22 protein-coding genes are annotated in these 18,326 nt (G+C 73.0%); 16 read left to right on the forward strand and 6 right to left on the reverse strand.

Annotation, left to right across the window (positions count from 1 at the left end; translation table 11 throughout):
• The first annotated feature begins 21 nt into the window (after positions 1 to 21).
• Positions 22 to 600, forward strand: a complete 579-nt coding sequence (locus M6G08_RS19890; RefSeq protein WP_272588504.1) for a GNAT family N-acetyltransferase — start codon at positions 22 to 24, stop codon at positions 598 to 600.
• Here the strand turns inward: M6G08_RS19890 and M6G08_RS19895 are convergent.
• The gene (locus M6G08_RS19895; protein ID WP_272588505.1) at positions 572 to 919 is read right to left on the reverse strand and encodes a DUF6204 family protein; all 348 of its coding nucleotides are present in this window, start codon (positions 917 to 919) and stop codon (positions 572 to 574) included. The two genes, M6G08_RS19890 and M6G08_RS19895, sit on opposite strands and share 29 nt — an antisense overlap.
• A gap of 119 nt (positions 920 to 1,038) precedes the next feature.
• On the opposite strand from M6G08_RS19895, the gene M6G08_RS19900 reads away from it, so the two are divergent.
• Complete coding sequence (locus M6G08_RS19900; RefSeq protein ID WP_272588506.1) at positions 1,039 to 3,102, forward strand: DUF5107 domain-containing protein; 2,064 nt, start codon at positions 1,039 to 1,041, stop codon at positions 3,100 to 3,102.
• 18 nt (positions 3,103 to 3,120) lie between these two features.
• Here M6G08_RS19900 and M6G08_RS19905 read toward each other — a convergent pair whose 3' ends face one another.
• Entirely contained in the window at positions 3,121 to 3,468 is a 348-nt protein-coding gene (locus tag M6G08_RS19905; RefSeq protein ID WP_272588507.1) for a VOC family protein, read from the reverse strand.
• An 82-nt stretch (positions 3,469 to 3,550) separates the two neighbouring features.
• On the opposite strand from M6G08_RS19905, the gene M6G08_RS19910 reads away from it, so the two are divergent.
• Positions 3,551 to 4,066 (forward strand): phage holin family protein, encoded by a 516-nt coding sequence (locus tag M6G08_RS19910; RefSeq protein WP_272588508.1) that lies wholly within the window; start codon positions 3,551 to 3,553, stop codon positions 4,064 to 4,066.
• A gap of 66 nt (positions 4,067 to 4,132) precedes the next feature.
• On the opposite strand, the gene M6G08_RS19915 is transcribed toward M6G08_RS19910, so the two are convergent.
• On the reverse strand, positions 4,133 to 5,095 hold the full coding sequence (locus M6G08_RS19915) for an LLM class F420-dependent oxidoreductase (RefSeq protein ID WP_272588509.1): 963 nt from the start codon (positions 5,093 to 5,095) through the stop codon (positions 4,133 to 4,135).
• Between the two features lie 158 nt (positions 5,096 to 5,253).
• Between M6G08_RS19915 and M6G08_RS19920 the strand changes: the two genes are divergently transcribed.
• From M6G08_RS19920 to gvpK, 13 genes are all read left to right on the forward strand, one after another.
• Positions 5,254 to 7,353: an FAD-dependent oxidoreductase gene (locus M6G08_RS19920; RefSeq protein WP_272588510.1), complete on the forward strand. Its 2,100-nt coding sequence runs from the start codon at positions 5,254 to 5,256 to the stop codon at positions 7,351 to 7,353.
• A complete protein-coding gene (locus M6G08_RS19925; protein ID WP_272588511.1) occupies positions 7,350 to 9,197 on the forward strand; it encodes a transketolase in 1,848 nt (615 codons plus the stop codon). The genes M6G08_RS19920 and M6G08_RS19925 overlap by 4 nt, the downstream gene beginning before the upstream one ends.
• Entirely contained in the window at positions 9,194 to 10,123 is a 930-nt protein-coding gene (ligD, locus tag M6G08_RS19930; protein WP_272588512.1) for a non-homologous end-joining DNA ligase, read from the forward strand. Before M6G08_RS19925 ends, ligD begins: the two co-directional genes overlap by 4 nt.
• A gap of 102 nt (positions 10,124 to 10,225) precedes the next feature.
• A complete protein-coding gene (gvpO, locus tag M6G08_RS19935; RefSeq protein ID WP_272588513.1) occupies positions 10,226 to 10,627 on the forward strand; it encodes a gas vesicle protein GvpO in 402 nt (133 codons plus the stop codon).
• A 65-nt stretch (positions 10,628 to 10,692) separates the two neighbouring features.
• Positions 10,693 to 11,130, forward strand: coding sequence for a gas vesicle structural protein GvpA (gvpJ, locus tag M6G08_RS19940; RefSeq protein WP_073730585.1), 438 nt, complete (start codon positions 10,693 to 10,695; stop codon positions 11,128 to 11,130).
• Positions 11,127 to 11,900 carry a GvpL/GvpF family gas vesicle protein gene (locus M6G08_RS19945; protein WP_272588514.1) on the forward strand — a complete coding sequence of 258 codons (774 nt, stop codon included), beginning with the start codon at positions 11,127 to 11,129 and terminating at the stop codon, positions 11,898 to 11,900. Before gvpJ (M6G08_RS19940) ends, M6G08_RS19945 begins: the two co-directional genes overlap by 4 nt.
• 4 nt (positions 11,901 to 11,904) lie before the next feature.
• Positions 11,905 to 12,168 (forward strand): gas vesicle protein GvpG, encoded by a 264-nt coding sequence (locus tag M6G08_RS19950; RefSeq protein WP_272588515.1) that lies wholly within the window; start codon positions 11,905 to 11,907, stop codon positions 12,166 to 12,168.
• Positions 12,165 to 12,845, forward strand: coding sequence for a DNA primase (locus M6G08_RS19955; protein ID WP_272588516.1), 681 nt, complete (start codon positions 12,165 to 12,167; stop codon positions 12,843 to 12,845). The genes M6G08_RS19950 and M6G08_RS19955 overlap by 4 nt, the downstream gene beginning before the upstream one ends.
• Positions 12,842 to 14,011 carry an SRPBCC family protein gene (locus tag M6G08_RS19960; RefSeq protein WP_272588517.1) on the forward strand — a complete coding sequence of 390 codons (1,170 nt, stop codon included), beginning with the start codon at positions 12,842 to 12,844 and terminating at the stop codon, positions 14,009 to 14,011. Before M6G08_RS19955 ends, M6G08_RS19960 begins: the two co-directional genes overlap by 4 nt.
• A complete protein-coding gene (gvpJ, locus tag M6G08_RS19965; RefSeq protein WP_073730590.1) occupies positions 14,008 to 14,334 on the forward strand; it encodes a gas vesicle protein in 327 nt (108 codons plus the stop codon). Before M6G08_RS19960 ends, gvpJ (M6G08_RS19965) begins: the two co-directional genes overlap by 4 nt.
• On the forward strand, positions 14,331 to 15,110 hold the full coding sequence (locus M6G08_RS19970; RefSeq protein WP_272588518.1) for a GvpL/GvpF family gas vesicle protein: 780 nt from the start codon (positions 14,331 to 14,333) through the stop codon (positions 15,108 to 15,110). The genes gvpJ (M6G08_RS19965) and M6G08_RS19970 overlap by 4 nt, the downstream gene beginning before the upstream one ends.
• Entirely contained in the window at positions 15,107 to 15,289 is a 183-nt protein-coding gene (gvpJ, locus tag M6G08_RS19975) for a gas vesicle protein (RefSeq protein WP_055419334.1), read from the forward strand. The genes M6G08_RS19970 and gvpJ (M6G08_RS19975) overlap by 4 nt, the downstream gene beginning before the upstream one ends.
• A gap of 5 nt (positions 15,290 to 15,294) precedes the next feature.
• Positions 15,295 to 15,579 carry a gas vesicle protein K gene (gene gvpK, locus M6G08_RS19980; RefSeq protein WP_272588519.1) on the forward strand — a complete coding sequence of 95 codons (285 nt, stop codon included), beginning with the start codon at positions 15,295 to 15,297 and terminating at the stop codon, positions 15,577 to 15,579.
• A 67-nt stretch (positions 15,580 to 15,646) separates the two neighbouring features.
• Here gvpK and M6G08_RS19985 read toward each other — a convergent pair whose 3' ends face one another.
• The 3 genes from M6G08_RS19985 to M6G08_RS19995 all read right to left on the reverse strand — a co-directional run bounded on the left by M6G08_RS19985 (position 15,647) and on the right by M6G08_RS19995 (position 18,304).
• Entirely contained in the window at positions 15,647 to 15,817 is a 171-nt protein-coding gene (locus M6G08_RS19985; RefSeq protein WP_073730593.1) for a hydrophobic protein, read from the reverse strand.
• 60 nt (positions 15,818 to 15,877) lie between these two features.
• Positions 15,878 to 16,693, reverse strand: a complete 816-nt coding sequence (locus M6G08_RS19990) for a class I SAM-dependent methyltransferase (RefSeq protein WP_272588520.1) — start codon at positions 16,691 to 16,693, stop codon at positions 15,878 to 15,880.
• Between the two features lie 96 nt (positions 16,694 to 16,789).
• Complete coding sequence (locus M6G08_RS19995; protein ID WP_272588521.1) at positions 16,790 to 18,304, reverse strand: bifunctional phosphatase PAP2/diacylglycerol kinase family protein; 1,515 nt, start codon at positions 18,302 to 18,304, stop codon at positions 16,790 to 16,792.
• Positions 18,305 to 18,326 lie beyond the last annotated feature (22 nt).

Here is an 18,326-nt window from a genome sequence, read left to right on the forward strand (position 1 = left end):
CACCCGTCGTAGGCTGGCGGAATGCCGCACAACGCATCCCGCCACCTCGCCGAGGGGCCCCGCGTGGGCATACGGCACTTCACCTACGAGGACGGCGCCGAGTTCACCGCCCGTGCCCGGGAGAGCAAGGACCTGCACCACCCCTGGCTCTTCCCGCCGGACAGCGTCCAGGCGTACGAGGCCTACGCGGCCCGGCTGATCGAGGACCCCACCAAGGCCGGGTTCCTGATCTGCGAGAAGGACGCGGAGAAGGGTGCGGGCACGGCGGACGGCGGCGCCATCGCCGGGTTCGTCAACATCAACAACATCGTGCACGGCGGCTTCCTCAGCGGCGCCCTCGGCTACGGAGCGTTCGCCCACGCGGCCGGGCGAGGGCTGATGCGCGAGGGGCTGGACCTCGTCGTGCGGTACGCCTTCGGGCCGATGCGGCTGCACCGGCTGGAGATCAACGTGCAGCCGGGCAACGCCGCCTCCATCGCGCTGGCCCGCGCCTGCGGCTTCCACCTGGAGGGCTTCTCGCCCCGCATGCTCCACATCGATGGCGCCTGGCGGGACCACCAGCGCTGGGCGATCACCGCCGAGAGCGTGACTTCCGGTTGACCTTCATCGTGTCCAGGTCCGTCACCGTCGACCTGAGGCCGCGGAACCCGTACCCGAGCGCGCGCAGCGCGGTCTCCGCCCGGTCCTCGGCGACGGCACCCGCCATCTCCTCGCCGTCCGCCGCGTCGGACACCACGACGTACCGCATCGAGAAGTGCTTGAGCGGTGCCGCCTCGTACGACAGCGAGCCCTCCTCCGTGAACCGCATGCTCGTCATGCCGTGGTCCGCCGCCTCGGCGAGCAGCCGCTCCCGTGCCAGGTCGGTCAGGCCGTCCCAGGCGCCCCGGACGATCACCCGGTAGGTGTGCTGCTCACTCACATGCGCTCCTTCGCGTTCGCCGACGACCGCCCGACTCTACGTCGGCCCCGGACCCGCGCCCACCGAATATCCGGGGGCGCCCTGTTCAGCGGGCCCGGAAGCGGCTTCCATGGGGAAGCGTGACGACGATCCGACGTGAGGTACTGACGCTGCCCGCCGCGCCGCTCGGCCCGGACAACCCCCTGCCGCCGCTGCGCCCCCTGGACGAAGCCCACCGCGTCGACGAACGCGACCGGGCAGGCCTGCCCCGCGACATGGCCCGCCAGGTCGGACACGCACCCCTGCGCAGCCTGCTGCCGGCGCCGCTGCGGGACGGTTACGGGCGGGCGCGCGAGCCCCGCGACTTCGACGCCCTCGTCCTCGAGAACGACCGGCTGCGGGCCACCGTCGTGCCTGCCCTGGGCGGCCGCGTCACCTCCCTCTTCCACAAGCCGGCCGACCGCGAACTGCTCTACGTCAACCCCGTCCTCCAGCCCGCCAACTTCGCCCTCAACGGAGCCTGGTTCTCCGGCGGCATCGAGTGGAACATCGGCGCCACCGGCCACACCACCCTCTCCTGCTCGCCGGTGCACGCCGCGTCCGTGCCCGCCCCCGACGGCGGTCGCATGCTGCGCCTGTGGGAGTGGGAGCGGCTGCGCGACCTGCCCTTCCAGGTCGACCTGTGGCTTCCCGAGGGCTCGGACTTCCTCCACGTCGGCGTCCGCGTCCGCAACCCGCACGAGCGTCCGGTCCCCACGTACTGGTGGTCCAACATCGCCGTCCCCGAGGACCGCCGCGTTCTCGCCCCCGCCGACGAGGCCTGGCTCTTCGGCTACGAGCGGCGGCTGCGCCGCGTGCCCGTCCCGTGCTACGACGGCGCCGACCGTACCCACCCGCGCAACAGCACCTACCCCGCCGACTGGTTCTACGAGGTGCCGGACGGGCGGCGCCGCTGGATCGCCGCGCTCGACGAGCACGGGCACGGGCTGGCGCAGACGTCGACCGACGTGCTGCGCGGCCGGAAGCTGTTCGTCTGGGGCACCGGACCGGGCGGGCGGCGCTGGCAGGAGTGGCTCACCGAACCCGGCACCGGCGGCTACTGCGAGATCCAGGCCGGACTCGCCCGCACCCAGCTCGAACACGTCGAGCTGGAGGCGGAGAGCGAGGTGTCCTGGCTGGAGGCGTACGGGCCGCTCGACGCGGACCCGCGCGGGGAGTGGCACACCGTGCTGCGCCGGGCCGAGGACCGGCTGGAGGCGGTCCTGCCGCGCAGCGGAGTGGACGCGGCGTACGAGGCCTGGCGGCCGTACGCCGACACCGAGCCCGGCGAGTGCCTGGCCACCGGATCGGGGTGGGGCGCCCTCGAAGTGCTCCGTGCGGGCCTGCAGCTGCCCGGCACCCCCTTCGAGGAGGCCACCCTCGGCGCGGAGCAGCGGCCCTGGCTGCACCTCCTGCACGCCGGGGCGCTGCCCGAGCCCGACCACCACGCACCACCCGGGGGCACACTGGTCGCCAGGCCCTGGCGGGACATGCTGGAGACCACGGCCGCCACACCCGCCGCCGAGTACCACCTCGGAGTCGCCCAGTGGCACGGCGGCGACCGGGCACAGGCGGTGCGCAGCTGGGAGCGCGGCCTGAAGGAGGCCACCGCCCGCTGGCCGCTGCTGCGCTGCCTCGCCGTCGCCGACCAGGAGGACGGCCACCACGAGCGGGCCGCCGACCGGTACGCGGAGGCCTTCGACGACCTGTGCGCACGGGTACGCGACGGGGCGCCCGCCTCCCGGCCCGAGCCGGACGCGGCGGGCCCCGGGGAGGCGGGCCCCGGAGAGGCTGACCCCGGGGCGGTCGGCGCGGTCGACACGGCGCGCGCCGCGGACGGCCACGCGTCCTGGACGGCGCTCACGGCCGCGCTCGGCGGCGAGGCGATCGGAGCGCTGCTCGCGGTCGGGCGCACGGCCGACGCCCGGTCCGTGTGGGAGCGGCTGGAGCCCGCCGTCCGGGCCCGCGGCCGGTTCCGGCTCACCGAGGCGGCGCTGCTGGCCGCCGAGGGCCGGAACGCCGAGGCACGGGCCGTCTTCGACGAGGGCTTCGAGGTCGCCGACCTGCGCGAGGGCGACGAGGTCGTCGGCCGGCTGTGGGCCCGGATCACCGACGAACCGCTCCCCGCCCGGCACGACTTCAGGATGCGGCCGGACGGGGAGTGAGCCCCGTCCGGCCCGGGGCTACGCCCGCCGGTCCACGTACTCGTAGATCGTGCCGTCCGGGTGCCGGGCGATCAGATTCCGGCCGGCCGGCGTCGGGACCGGCCCCGCGATGATGTCCGCACCCAGCGAGCTGAGTACCTGGTGGGTCTCCTCGACGTCGGTCACGGCGACCGTCGCGGTCACCTTGCGCAACACCTCGAGCTGGGACTCGGGCCCGCTCATCAGCAGGAAGCAGCCGACGGCGGCGACTTGGACGCCGCCGCGTTCGAAGCGGTGCGCCTGGCCGCCGGCCAGGCCTTCGTAGAAGGGGATCGCCTTCTCCAGGTCGTCGACGTAGATGCGCAGTGTGGCTCCCAGAATGTCCATGCGGACGAGCCTAGTTGGGAGGCGCGCGGCCCCGTGCCACCGTCCCGCCCATGGAAGTCGTGGCCGCGGGTACCCGCAACACATGGACCGCATGGATCACTTGGAACACCTGGACAAGCATCTGGTCGACGAACTGGCGCAGGTGGCACGCGAGACCGTGCGCGACGAGCTGCGGGAACAGACACGCAAGCAGCGCCGCAAGGCCACGCTGTACGCCGCCTCCGGCGCCGCCGCCCTGTACGCGGGCGCGGCCCTCGCGCTCACCGTGGGCCTGGCCCTCGCCATCGGCCTGCCGGACTGGGCCGCCGCGCTGATCACGGCCGCCCTCCTGGGCGTCGCCGCCCATCTGCTGCGCGGCGCGGCCCGGCCGGGCTCCGCCGACGGCGACGGACACGGCCACACCCTCAGTGGTGGTGCGCCGGCCGCTCCGCCGAACGGGCTCGGCGTGCCGTACCCGCCGATGCCGCCGGTCGCACCGGGCGGTGTCGGTGGCGCGACCGGCGCGCCGGGGGCGGGCACGCCCGCCCCCGGCGCCACCGGACCGGTGGCACCGCGCCCGGACGACGTCGACCCCGAGGCCCCGCACCGCCGCGGCTGACCGGTCGCGGAACCGGACGGCACGGCACCCCCCGAACGCGGTTCGGGGGGTGCCGGCCTGTGCGAGTCAGGCGTTCTGCTGCAACTGCGGCAGCACCTTGGTGCGGTAGAAGTCGAAGAAGCCGCGCAGGTCGGGGCCGATCTGGTTGACGTAGACCCGGTCGAAACCGGCGTCGGCGAACTGCCGGAGCTCCGCGACGTGCTCGTCCGCGTCGTCGCCGCAGACCCGGTTGTCCCGGACCATGTCCTCGGTGACCAGGGTCTGCGCCTGCTCGAAGTGCTTGGGCGAGGGCAGCACCTGGCCCAGCTCGCCCGGCAGCAACTCGTTGGCCCACAGCCGGTGCACGGTCCGTACCGCCTCGTCCCGGTCGGTGTCGTAGCAGACCTTGGTGCCCCCGCTGACCAGTTTCCCGCCGCCCCCGCCCTTGCGGTACTGCTCCACCATCGAGGTGTCCGGCATCATCGTGATGTAGCCGTCGCCCACCCGCGAGGCGAGCTTGGTCGCCGCCGGGCCGAAGCCGGAGATGTCGATCGGGACGGGCTCGTCCGGGACGGTGTAGAGGCGGGCGTTCTCCACCGTGTAGTGCGTGCCGTGGTGGTTGACCTCCTCGCCGGTGAACAGCCGCCGCATGATGAGGATGGCCTCCTCCAGCATCTCCAGGCGTACGTGCGCGGCCGGCCAGGCGTCCCCCAGGATGTGCTCGTTGAGCGCCTCCCCGGTGCCGACGCCGAGCCGGAAACGGCCGTCCGTCATCACCGCGCTGGTCGCCGCGGCCTGCGCCACCACCGCCGGGTGGATGCGCACCGTCGGGCAGGTCACCGCCGTCTCCACGGGCAGGGACACCGCGTCGGACAGCGCGCCGATCACCGACCACACGAACGGGCTCTGCCCCTGTTCGCCGTTCCACGGGTGGTAGTGGTCCGAGATCCACAGTGCCTGGAACCCGGCCTGCTCGGCCATCCGCGCCTGCTCGATCAGCTCCGCGGGACCGTACTGCTCGCACGAGAGGAAATAGCCGTACTCGGGCATGGGAGGTTGCCTCCGGAACATGGGGCGGGTGGGTCCGGGGCCGAGTACCCGGGCGCACGCGGGGAAACCGGGGCGACGGCCGCCCGCCGGACGTTTGGGCGCCCTGGCCAAGGGGACGCGGAAGGCTCCCGAGGTACGCGACAGCCCGGAGGCGAACCGTGAGCCGACCCCGCATCGTGATCGTCGGTGCCGGCTTCGCCGGGTACCGGACGGCCCGCACCCTGTCCCGGCTCACCCGGCACCAGGCCGACATCACCCTGCTCAACCCGACCGACTACTTCCTCTACCTGCCCCTGCTGCCGCAGGTCGCCGCCGGAATCCTGGAGCCGCGCCGGGTCAGCGTGTCCCTGTCGGGCACGCTGCCGCGTGTGCGGCTGGTGCTCGGCGAGGCCGACGGCATCGACCTGGACGCGCGCACCGTGCACTACGCGGACCCGGAGGGCGGCGGGGGCACTCTCTCTTACGACCGGCTGGTGCTCGCCGCGGGCAGCGTCAACAAGCTGCTGCCCATCCCCGGCGTCGCCGAGCACGCCCACGGCTTCCGCGGGCTGCCGGAGGCGCTCTACCTGCGGGACCACGTGACCCGGCAGGTGGAGCTGGCGGCCGCGGCCGGCGACCGCGCGGAGTGCGCCGCCCGGTGCACCTTCGTCGTGGTCGGTGCGGGATACACCGGCACCGAGGTCGCCGCGCACGGCCAGATGTACACCGACGCCCAGGTCCGCAAGCATCCGATGCGCACCGGCATGCGGCCCCGCTGGATGCTGCTGGACGTGGCCGAACGGGTGCTGCCCGAGATGGACGAGCGGCTCTCCCGCACCGCCGACCGGGTGCTGCGGCAGCGGGGCGTCGACGTGCGGATGGGGACCTCCGTGAAGGAGGCCACGCACGACGGGGTCCTGCTGACCGACGGCACGACCGTGGACACCCGCACGCTGGTGTGGTGCGTGGGCGTGCGACCCGACCCGCTGGTGGAGTCGCTGGGGCTGCCCATGGAACGCGGCCGGCTCCTCGTCGACCCGCACCTCCAGGTGCCGGGGCGGCCCGAGTTGTTCGCCTGCGGTGACGTGGCCGCGGTACCCGACCTGAACCAGCCCGGCCAGTACACGCCGATGACCGCGCAGCACGCCTGGCGGCACGGCAAGGTCTGCGCCCAGAACGTCGCCGCATCGCTCGGCATCGGCGGCGAGCGGCGGGCCTACCGCCACCGTGACATGGGGTTCGTGGTGGACCTGGGCGGCGCGAAGGCCGCCGCCAACCCGCTGGGGGTGCCGATGTCCGGCCCGGCGGCGGGCGCGGTCACGCGGGGCTACCACCTCGCGGCGATGCCGGGCAACCGGGTGCGGGTGGCCGCGGACTGGCTGCTCGACGCGGTGCTGCCGCGGCAGGCGGTCCAGCTGGGGCTCGTACGCTCCTGGTCCGTGCCCCTGGAGTCGGCGTCGCCGGAGGTGGCGCGGGTGCCTGGGCGGCCGGAGGGTGAGCCGGCCGCGTCCAGGGCGGACGGTGGCCCGACCGCTCCTTCGCGGCGGTCCGAGGCCGGCGCCGCGGAGGATCGGTCCGGTGGTGAGCCTGCGGAGGATCGGTCCGGTGGTGGGCCTGCGGAGGATCGGTCCGGTGGTGGGCCTGCAGAGGACCGGTCCGGTGGTGGGCCTGCGAAGGGTCAGCCGGGTGGTGGGCCTGCGAAGGGTCAGCCGGGTGGTGGGCCTGCGAAGGGTCAGCCGGGTGGTGGGCCTGCGAAGGGTCAGCCGGGTGGTGGGCCTGCGAAGGGACAGCCGGGTAGTGGGCCTGCGAAGGGTCAGCCGGGTGGTGAGCCTGCGAAGGGTCAGCCGGGTGGTGAGCCTGCGAAGGGTCAGCCGGGTGGTGAGCCTGCGAAGGGGCAGCCCGGTGGTGAGCCCGCGAAGGGGCAGCCGGGTGGGGAGAGGGCGGCCAAGGCCCGCCCCGGTGGGCAGCCCGCCAAGGCCGCCGGGACCCGTCCGGCCGCCCACGCGCCCGGCAGGCCGCGGAAGGAGTCCAAGCCTTCCTCCGCCCCCAAGCCCTCCGCCGTGGCCGAGCAGGCCGAGCGAGCCAGGCGGGCCCAGTCCTCCAGGGCTCCCGGAGCCACCCGCTCGGGATCCCCCGGCACTCCCGCGCCGAGCCGTTCCGCCGGTCCGCCCGCCCACCCCGGGCCCGAGCCCCCGGAGAACCAGCCGCCCCCCGGACCCGACATCGCCCCCGGCCCCGTCAAGCGAACCGACGGCCGCGCCGCGGAAGGAGACTCATGAACACCGGTGAACTCGTCGACCTCGGACAGCAGCTGCGCGTCGACAGCGTACGGACGTCCGCCGCCGCCGGCTCCGGACACCCGACGTCCTCGATGTCCGCCGCGGACCTGATGGCCGTACTCCTCGCCAACCACCTCCGCTACGACTTCGAGCGCCCCGCCCACCCCGGCAACGACCGCTTCGTCCTCTCCAAGGGCCACGCGTCGCCCCTCCTCTACTCCGCCTACAAGGCGGCCGGCGCCATCGACGACGAGGAGCTGCTCACCTTCCGCAAGCTGGGCAGCCGCCTGGAGGGGCACCCCACCCCGCAGCGGCTGCCGTGGGTCGAGACGGCCACCGGGTCGCTCGGCCAGGGTCTGCCCGTCGGCGTGGGCATCGCGCTGGCCGGCAAGCGGCTGGACCGCAGTGACTACCGCGTGTGGGTGCTGTGCGGCGACAGCGAGATGGCGGAGGGCTCGGTGTGGGAGGCCGCGGAGCACGCCGGGTACGAGCAGCTCGACAACCTCACCGTGATCGTCGACGTCAACCGGCTCGGCCAGCGCGGCCCGACCCGGCACGGCCACGACCTCGACGCGTACGCGCGCCGGTTCAGGGCCTTCGGCTGGCACACCATCGAGATCGACGGCCACGACGTGGACGCCGTCGACCGTGCCTACGGCGAGGCACTGTCCACCAAGGGCCAGCCCACGGCCGTCATCGCCCGCACCCTCAAGGGGAAGGGCGTCGAGGCCGTCGAGGACCGTGAGGGCCAGCACGGCAAGCCGCTCCCGGAGGCCGAGGAGGCGATCGCCGAGCTAGGCGGGGAGCGCGACCTCACGGTACGGGTCCAGGAGCCGCCCGCCGCCCGCGCGCTGCACTCGGCCGGCACCGGGGAGATCGAACTGCCCCGCTACGACAAGGACGACGAGGTCGCCACCCGCAACGCCTTCGGCGAGGCGCTCGCCGCGCTCGGCACGGCCCGCGGCGACGTCGTCGCCCTCGACGGCGAGGTCGGCGACTCCACGCGCGCCGAGTTCTTCGCCAAGGAACACCCCGAGCGGTACTTCGAGTGCTACATCGCCGAGCAGCAGATGGTCGCCACGGCGGTGGGGATGGCGGCGCGCGGCTGGGTGCCGTTCGCCACCTCCTTCGCCGCCTTCCTGACCCGGGCGTACGACTTCGTGCGCATGGCGTCCGTCAGCGGCTCCGGCATCAACCTCGTCGGTTCCCACGCGGGCGTCGCGATCGGCCAGGACGGGCCCAGCCAGATGGGCCTGGAGGACATCGCGATGATGCGGGCCATCCACGGCTCCACCGTGCTGTACCCGTGCGACGCCAACCAGACCGCCCGGCTCGTCGCCGAGATGGCCGGCCTGGAGGGCATCCGCTACCTGCGCACCTCGCGCGGCGGCAGCAAGGTGATCTACGGCCCCGACGAGGAGTTCCCCGTCGGCGGCAGCAAGGTCCTGCGCTCCTCCGACCGCGACCGGCTCACCGTCGTCGCGGCCGGTGTCACGGTGCACGAGGCGCTCGCCGCGGCCGACGCCCTGGGGCAGGACGGCATCCAGGTCCGGGTGATCGACCTCTACTCGGTCAAGCCCGTCGACCGGGCCACCCTGCGCCGGGCCGCCGAGGAGACCGGCTGCCTGCTCACCGTGGAGGACCACCGCCGGGAGGGCGGCATCGGGGACGCGGTCCTCGACGCCTTCGCCGACGGGCGGCCCGTGCCCCGCCTGGTCCGGCTCGCCGTCGAGATGATGCCGGGCTCCGCGAGCCCGGCCGAGGAGCTGCACGCCGCGGGGATCGACGCCGAGTCCATCGAGGCGGCCGGACGGATGCTGGTGGAGCAGGCGATCGTCCCGTGAGCCGTGACGCCGTACGGTCCGTCCGGGCCGGCCGGCGCACGGTGGAGGTGCATCGGCCGGACAAGGTGCTGTTCCCGAAGGGGGAGGGCGGCGCCGAGGCGTACACCAAGGCCGACCTCGTCGACTACTACCACTCCGTCGCCCCCTTCATGCTGCCGCACCTGCGGGGCCGCCCGCTGATGCTGGAACGGCACCCGGACGGTGTGGACGGCCCCCGCTTCATGCAGAAGAACACCCCCGAGCACTACCCGGACTGGATCGGCCGCGTGGAGGTGGGCAAGGAGGGCGGCACCGTCTGCCACACCGTCTGCGACGACACCGCCACCCTCCTCTACCTCGCCGACCAGGCCGCCCTCACCCTGCACCGCTGGCTGTCCCGGGCCGGGGACGTGGACCGTCCGGACCGCATGGTCTTCGACCTCGACCCGGCCCGCGACGACTTCCCGGCGGTCCGGGAGGCGGCCGGGCTGCTGGGCGAACTGCTCGACGAGCTGAAGCTGCCCTCGGCACTGATGACCACCGGGTCACGAGGGCTTCACGTGGTCGTTCCCCTGAGAGGCCATCAGGAGTTCGACGAAGTACGGGAGTTCGCCCGGGACGTCGCCGACGTGCTGGCCGCCGACCGGCCCGACCGCCTCACCACCGCCGCCCGGAAGAAGGACCGGGGCGACCGGCTCTACCTCGACATCCAGCGCAACGCCTACGCGCAGACCGCGGTCGCCCCCCTCACCGTGCGGGCCCTGCCCGGCGCCCCCGTCGCCACCCCGCTCTCCTGGGACCAGTTGGACGACCCCGGGCTGCACGCCCGCCGCTGGACGATCGCCGACGCCGCCGACCAGGCACGCACCCGGCCCTGGGCCTCGATCGCCGGCCGCGCCCGGGACCTGGGTCCCGCCCGGCGGCGGCTGGACGCCCTGCGCGGCTGAGCCCGGTCGCGGGCGGAGCGCGGGAGACGGGGGGCGAGTACAAGCGCGCACCGGTACAGGTTTGGCGAACACTCTTGCGGCCACACGGAGGGGGAGGTGGCCATGTCGAACACGAACAACAGGTCCGAATCGCAAGGCTCGCAGCGGAGTTCACAGATCCCACAGAGCTCACGCAAAACACAAAGTCCACAGAAGTCACATGACTCACAGCAGTCACAGCAGTCACAGGAGTCGCGTCGGCCCCGGCCGATGGAGGTGCTGCGTGAGGCACGCGCCCAACTCGCGGAACTCACCGGCATGACCGCGGAGACCGTGTCGTCCTTCGAGCGGACGGAGGAGGGCTGGTCGCTGGAGGTCGAGGTGCTCGAGCTCGAGCGCGTGCCCGACACGATGAGCCTGATGGGGAGCTATCAGGTGGAGCTCGACTCCGAGGGACAGCTCACGGGCTACCGCCGCGTCCGGCGTTACGAACGCGGACGGGCCGACTCGCGCGGCGGCCGGTAGGCCGTCGGACCGCACCCACACAGCCACACGCCCACACCCACAGACAAGATGGAGGAGCAGCTGGCATGACTGTCGTACCGGCACAACAGACCGGCGGCGGAGGCGGCAGCAGCGGCCTCTACGACGTGCTTGAGCTTGTTCTGGACAGGGGGCTCGTCATCGACGCATTCGTGCGCGTCTCCCTGGTCGGCATCGAGATCCTGAAGATCGACGTCCGCGTCGTCGTCGCCAGCGTCGACACGTATCTGCGCTTCGCCGAGGCGTGCAACAGGCTCGACCTGGAGGCCGGGCCCCGCAAGGACCCCGGGCTGCCCGACCTGGTCGGGGAGATGACCGAGTCCGGCGCCCGCGGCAAGTCCAAGGGGGCGCTGTCCGGCGCCGCCGAGACCATCTCCGACGCGTTCAAGCAGGCCCGTGACGAGGGCGGCTCCGAGCGCGAGACCGCATCCCGTCCGCGCGCCCGCAAGGCCGCGCCCTCGCGCCGGAAGGAGGAGCAGGAGTGAGTACGTACGTCTACGGCATCACCGCCGGCTCGCATCCCTCGCCGTCCGAGGAGCTGACCGGCGTCGGTGACCCGCCGTGCCGGGTGCGCGTCCTGAAGGCGGGCGAGCTGACCGCCGTGGTCAGCGACGCACCGGAGGGGCTGCGTCCCAAGCGCCGGGAGCTGCTCGCCCACCAGAACGTGCTCAGCGAGGTGGGTGCGGCCGGCTGCGTGCTGCCCATGCGCTTCGGCAGCGTCGCCCCGGACGACGACGCGGTCACCGCCGTGCTCGCCGAGCGCGCGGAGCACTACCGGGAGCGCCTCGGGGCGCTGGACGGCCGGGTCGAGTACAACATCAAGGCCAACCACGTGGAGGAGGCCGTCCTGCACCACGTGATGGCCGAGAACCCGGAGATCCGCGCCCTCGCCGAGTCCAACCGGCAGCAGGGCGGCGGAAGTTACGAGAACAAGATCCAGCTCGGCGAGATGGTGGCGGCCGCGGTGAAGGACAAGGAGGCGCAGGACGCCACGGCGCTGGAGCGCGCCCTGGAGCCCGCCGCCGACGCCGTGAGTACGGGCCCCGAGTCCACCGGCTGGCTGGCCAACGTGTCGTTCCTGGTGAACCGGGAGTCGGCCGAGGAGTTCCTGGCCGCCGTGGAGCGGGCCCGCGGGGACATGCCGCACCTGGAGGTGCGGGTGAACGGCCCGCTGCCGCCGTACAGCTTCGTCGAGCCCGGCCCCGCCGAGCCCGCGGGTACCGCGGCCGGCGGAATGGACGCCGGAACGGAGTGAGGACATGGGACTGATCTCGGAGGTCCTGCTGCTGCCGTTCGCCCCGGTGCGCGGCAGCGCCTGGGCCATCAGACAGGTGCTGAACGAGGCCGAGCGGATCTACTACGACCCCGCCACGGTCCGGGCCGAACTGGCCCGTCTGGAAGAGCAGCTGGGGGCCGGTGAGATCACGGAGGAGGAGTTCGACCGGCAGGAGGACGGGCTTCTGGACCGGCTGGAGATCGCTTCGCGCACGAGCGCGGGATTGGGCAACGGTACGGCACCATGAACCGAGTCGGAGTGGGCCTCGCAGTAGGGGCCGGATATCTGCTGGGACGCACGAAGAAGCTGAAGCTCGCGGTCGCCGTGGGCACCATGGTGGCCGGCAAGAAGCTGAACCTGACCCCGCAGGGCATCGCGGAGCTGGTCAAATCGCAGCTGCAGGACAATCCCCAGTTCAAGGAGATCGGGGACCAGCTGCGCACCGATCTGCAGGGCGTCGGCAAGGCGGCCTCCGGGGCGCTGGTCGAGCGGCAGCTGGACGCGCTCGCCGACCGCCTGCACGGGCGCACGGCACAGGTCCGCGACCAGCTCTCGGGCGCGGCCTCGAAGGCACCCGGTGCCGGCTCCGACGACTCCTCCCGCGACTCTGAGGCCTCGGAGGACTCGGAGCCGTATGAGGAGGCCGAGGAGTACGAGCCCGAGGAGCAGGGGGAGCCCGAGGAGCAGGGGGAGCCCGAGGAGCGGAGCGAACGGGCCCCGAAGAAGGCCCCGCCCCAGGCACGCAAGGCGGCCAGGAAGGCGCCCGCGAAGAAGGCGGCGGCCGCCAAGGCCCCCGCCAAGAAGGCGGCGGCGAAGCGGGCCCAGCCCGCCAGGAAGACGGCCGGCAAGAGGACCGCCGGAGCCAGGGGTGCCGCGCGCGGCGCCACCGGCGACCGACAGTCGAAGGGCGGTGGTGAGCGATGACCGACACCCTCGGTTCCGCGGCCTCCACGGCAGGCAAGGCCGCGAAGAAGAACCCGCTCGCCGACGTGGCGCGGAGCGAGGCGGCCGACCGCCTCAAGGCGGAGGTGCAGGACTACCTCGCCGCCCAGGTCACGCGGCTCCTGACCGGCGTCGGTACCAAGCTCGGCGAGACCACCGGCAAGCTGAACGACATCGCCGAGGGCAACAGCCCGGGTTTCGCCAAGCTCGCCCTCGACGGCGGACGCAAGCTCTCCGAGGGCAAGAGCCCCGTGCGGGCCGCGTTCGAGGTCGGCGCCGGCAAGGTGAAGGACAACGTGGTCGGCGCGTTCAAGAACCTCGGCGGCGGCAAGGGCGGGAAGAAGGGTGGCGGCGGTCAGAAGCCGACGGTCATCATCGAGTACGTCGACGTCGGCGTACCGCTGCGTACGGCCTACGACCAGTGGACCCAGTACCAGGACTTCAGCACCTTCGCCAAGGGCGTCAAGAGCGCGAACCGGGCCGACGACACGTCGTCCGACTGGCAGCTGAAGGTCTTCTGGTCCAACCGCAGCTGGAAGGCGAAGACGACCGAACAGGTACCCGACGACCGGATCTCCTGGACGTCGGAGGGCGCCAAGGGCACGACCAAGGGCGTCGTCAGCTTCCACCGGCTCGCGGAGAGCCTCACCAGGGTCGTCCTGGTCATCGAGTACTACCCCCAGGGTCTGTTCGAGAAGACCGGCAACATCTGGCGCGCCCAGGGGCGCCGGGCCCGTCTCGACCTCAAGAACTACGTCCGGCACATCACCCTCAAGGGCGAGGCCGACGACGGCTGGCGCGGCGAGATCCGCGACGGCGAGGTCGTACGCAGCCACGAGGACGCCCTCGCGGAGGAACAGGAGGGACAGGAGGGACAGGAAGGACAGGAAGGACAGGAAGGACAGGAAGGACAGGAGGGGCAGGAGCCCGCCGAGACGGGGGAAGAGCCCGGGCCCGAGGGCGAAGACGAGCACGAAGACGAGTACGAAGACGAGGGCGAGTACGAAGAGGAGCCCGAGGGCGAGTACGAGGAGGAGGACCGGGAAGCCGGGGAGGACGAGTACGCGTCCCGTGGCGAGTACGACGAGTACGACACGTACGACGAGCCCGACGAGCCCGAGGACGCCGACCGCGGGAGCCGTCGATGACCACCCCCAGCCGGTTGCCCGATCCCTACGGCCAGGGACAGAGCGCCAACCTCGCCGACATCCTGGAGCGGGTGCTCGACAAGGGAGTCGTGATCGCGGGCGACATCAAGATCAACCTGCTCGACATAGAGCTGCTCACCATCAAGCTGCGGCTCGTCGTCGCCTCCGTCGACAAGGCCAAGGAGATGGGCATCGACTGGTGGGAGAGCGACCCCGCGCTCTCCTCGCGTGCCCGGCACGACGAGCTGACCCGGGAGAACGCCGCGCTGCGCGAACGCCTGCGCGAGCTGGACCCGGGCCGGGTACCGAGGGAGGCCCCGTGACCGGACTGCGGTACGTCTACGCCGTCTGCCGCCCCTTCGACGCGGCTCTCCAGTCCCAGCTGACCGGGGTGGCGGGCGACCCGCCCCGGCTGCTGGCCCACGGCGGGCTGGTCGCCGTCGTCAGCCATGTGCCGGAGGCCGACTTCAGCGAGGAGTCGCTGCGGGCCCACCTGGAGGACCTGGACTGGCTCGCCGCGACCGCCCGCGCCCACCAGCAGGTCATCGACGCGCTCACCGTCGTCACCACCCCGCTGCCGCTCCGGCTGGCCACCGTCTTCCGGGACGACAGCGGCGTGCGCGTGATGATGGAGGAGCGGGAAGAGGCTTTCCGGCGCACGCTCGGCCGCCTGGAGGGGCGGGTGGAATGGGGCGTCAAGATCTTCGTCGAGGCCGGCTCCGACCAGCCGGCCGAGCGGGCCGAACCCGCCCCGAAGCCCGCCTCGGGCCGGGACTACCTGCGGCAGCGGCGGCGCCAGACGCGCGCCAGTGAGGACCTGTGGAGCAGGGCCGAGGAGTTCGCGACCCGCCTGCACGAGTCGCTGGCGGCGCGGGCCGACAACGCCCGCCTGCACGCGCCGCAGAATCCAAGCCTGTCCGGCGCCGCCGGACGGAACGTCCTCAACGCCGCCTATCTGGTGCGGCGCGAGGCGTCCGAGGAATTCGTGGAAATGGTGGACCGTACCAAGGGCGACGCCCCGGGAATTCGCGTGGAACTCACCGGACCGTGGGCGGCCTATTCGTTCGCCGGTGAAGAAGGAACGGGAGAAGGGTCATGACGGTCGTCGAACGCCGTGAGATCGCCCTCGTGGACCTGCTCGACCGGCTGCTGGCCGGCGGCGTGGTCATCACCGGCGACGTCACGCTGCGCATCGCGGACGTCGACCTGGTCCGCATCGACCTCAACGCGCTGATCAGCTCGGTCAACCGCGATGTCCCGTCGCCGTTCGGAGACTGATCGACGTGACCGAACCCCGCAAACGCCTCGAACTGGAGCCGGACACGGTCGAGCGCGACCTGATGAAGCTCGTGCTGACCGTCGTGGAGCTGCTGCGCCAGCTCATGGAGCGCCAGGCGTTGCGCCGTGTCGACGAGGGTGATCTGAGCGAGGACCAGGAGGAGCGGATCGGGCTCACCCTGATGCTCCTCGACGACCGCATGACCGAGCTGCGTGACCGCTACGGACTGCGGCCCGAGGACCTGAACCTGGACCTCGGGCCGCTGGGACCGCTGCTGCCCCGGGAGTGAGCCTCCCGAACCGAGGCCGCTGCCCCGGGAGCGAGCCTCCCGGGGCAGCGGCCTCGTCACGCGTCGTTCACCACCTGTACCAGCGGCCCCTTCCGCCGCCGGCCGTCGTCCCGCGAGCCAGGAAACCCACCAGCCACAGGACCAGGACTGCCAAGGCAATCCACCAGAGAATCTTCACGGCGAATCCGGCGCCGAAAAGAATGATTGCGAGAAGCAGTACGAGCAGAAGCGGAACCATAATGTTGAACCTCCTGCCGTACTGGTTTCCCGGAATTCACCGATCAGGCGTGGGCGGGGCCTACTTTCGGCACAGAATTTCGCCGTGCAGGACGCTGAACCAGCCGTCCGGCCGCTTTCCCCACTCGCGCCAGGCCGCCGACACGGCGCGCAGCTCCTCCTCCGTCGCGTGGCCGCCCTCGGTGGCCCGTTCCGCGTACGCCGACGCCAGGGTGCGGTCCGCCCACAGGCCGCTCCACCATTCCCGCTCCTCGGGCGTGCTGAAGGTCCAGGTGGCGGAGGTCGCCGTGATGTCCGTGAACCCCGCCTCCAGCGCCCAGGCCTTCAGCCGCCGTCCGGCGTCCGGCTCGCCGCCGTTGGCGCGGGCCACCCGCTCGTACAGGGTCAGCCAGTCGTCCATGCCCCGGGAGGCGGGGTACCAGGTCATGGCGCCGTAGTCCGAGTCGCGGACGGCGACGATCCCGTCCGGCCTCGCCACCCTGCGCATCTCCCGCAGGGCCTGCACCGGGTCGCCCACGTGCTGGAGCACCTGGTGGGCGTGGACCACGCAGAACGTGTCGTCCGGGTGGTCCAGCGCGTGCACGTCCGCGACCGCGAAGTCGGTGTTGGCCAGGCCGCGTCCGGCTGCCGTGGCCCGGGCCCGCTCCACGATCTCCGGAGCCCGGTCCACGCCGGTGACGTGTCCGTCCGGAACCAGCTCCGCCAGGTCCGCGGTGATGGTGCCGGGCCCGCAGCCGATGTCCAGGACACGCATGTGGGGCTTCAGGGAACCGAGCAGGTACGCGGCGGAGTTGGCGGCGGTGCGCCAGGTGTGCGAGCGGAGCACGGACTCGTGGTGTCCGTGCGTGTATACGGCGGTCTCCTGCGGCTTCGGCATGACGGCCCCTCTCCCGGCTCTCCCGACAGTGGGCTCACCGTACGCCCAACCGCCACATCATGAGACCTGGATATCACCACGTGGACTGATGATGCGTCAGGCGAAATCGGGCAGCAGGCCGTCACCGGGCAGCGGACGGTATACCGTGAGCGCCTCCGGCAGTTTCTCCAGCGTCAGATCGCCCTCCGTCTCCGTGAGTTCGCCGTCGTACGCCATCAGCGTGCCGGGCGCGACACCGGACAGTCGCAGCCGGTGCACCTGCACCGCCGCGTGGGCGGGGGAGCGGGTCAGCGGGCCCGCGAGCGCCGCGGACAGCAGCCGCAGGGCGGGCCGGCGGCCACCGTGCACCACCCGCACGTCCAGGTGCCCGTCCGCCAGGTCGAGGCGGCGCCCGGAGGCGATGCCCCTGCGGTGGTACGTGCCGTTGCCCGCGAACAGCATCCACAGCGGGCGCCGGTGCCCCCGCACCTCCGCCTCCAGCGGGTGCCGGTCGGCGCGCAGCACCCGCACCGCCGCCAGCACCCCCGCGGGCCAGCCGCCGATCCGGGACGACCAGCGCTCCCGCTCGTTGACCAGCTCGGGGTACACACCCAGGCTGAAGGTGTTGAGGAAGATCCCGCGCTGCCCGCCGGAGACGAACCGGCCCACGTCCACCCGCACGCCCTCACCGTGCTCCAGGGCCCGGCACAGGTCCCGGACGTCCTCCACGCCGAGGTCGTAGGCGAAGTGGTTGAGCGTGCCGCCCGGCAGCACGGCCAGCGGCAGTCCGTGGCGCAGGGCGATCCCGGCGGCGGCGTTCACGGTGCCGTCGCCGCCGCACACGCCGAGCACCCGGGCGTGGCCCGCGGCCCGCTCCAGCTCCGACCGGACGTCCTCGGGGTCGCACTCCACCACCTCGGCGTCGGGCAGCGCGTCGCACAGCGCCCGCACCCGGTCCGAGGTTCCCGAGCCGACGTTGGCCACCATGACCAGGCCCTCACCCTTGGGCAGCGCCGGCACGTCGGCGCGCGGCCGGGCCGGCGGGGTGTGCTGGGCACGTGTCGGCACCATGCCCCGTACGGCGAACGCGGCCCCCGCCCCGAGCGCCGCACCCGCCAGCACGTCGCTCGGGAAGTGGACGCCGGTGTAGACCCGGGAGAGGGCGACCGCGGCGGCCACCGGAGCCACCGCCGCACCCCACGCCGGGGACTCCAGGGCGACGCCGGTCGCGAACGCGGCGGCCGAGGCGGCGTGCCCCGACGGGAAGGACGTGGTGATCGGCTGCCGCTTCAGCTGCCGCACCAGCGGCACCGGGTCGAGGCCCGGCCGGGGACGGCGCACCGACCGCTTGCCGAGCGTGTTGATGGCCAGCGAGGCCAGGCCCAGCGAGGCGAGCCCCCGAGCGGCGGCGCGCCGCGCCCTCGGCGTGCGGGACGCGGCCAGCGCGGCGGCCGCCCCGAACCACAGCACGCCGTGGTTGGCGCTGCGGCTCAGCCGGGGCAGCAGGGGGTCGGCGCCGGGCCAGGTACGGGCGGCGACGGCCTCGAACACCCGCTGGTCCAGTCGCAGGAAGCCGTTGCGGACCGGATGCGGGCCGGGCGTCGGGGCGGTGAGGTCTACGTCGGGGCTCATGCCCACCGCATACCCTGCCGAC

Source organism: Streptomyces sp. M92, assembly GCF_028473745.1.
Classification (GTDB): domain Bacteria; phylum Actinomycetota; class Actinomycetes; order Streptomycetales; family Streptomycetaceae; genus Streptomyces.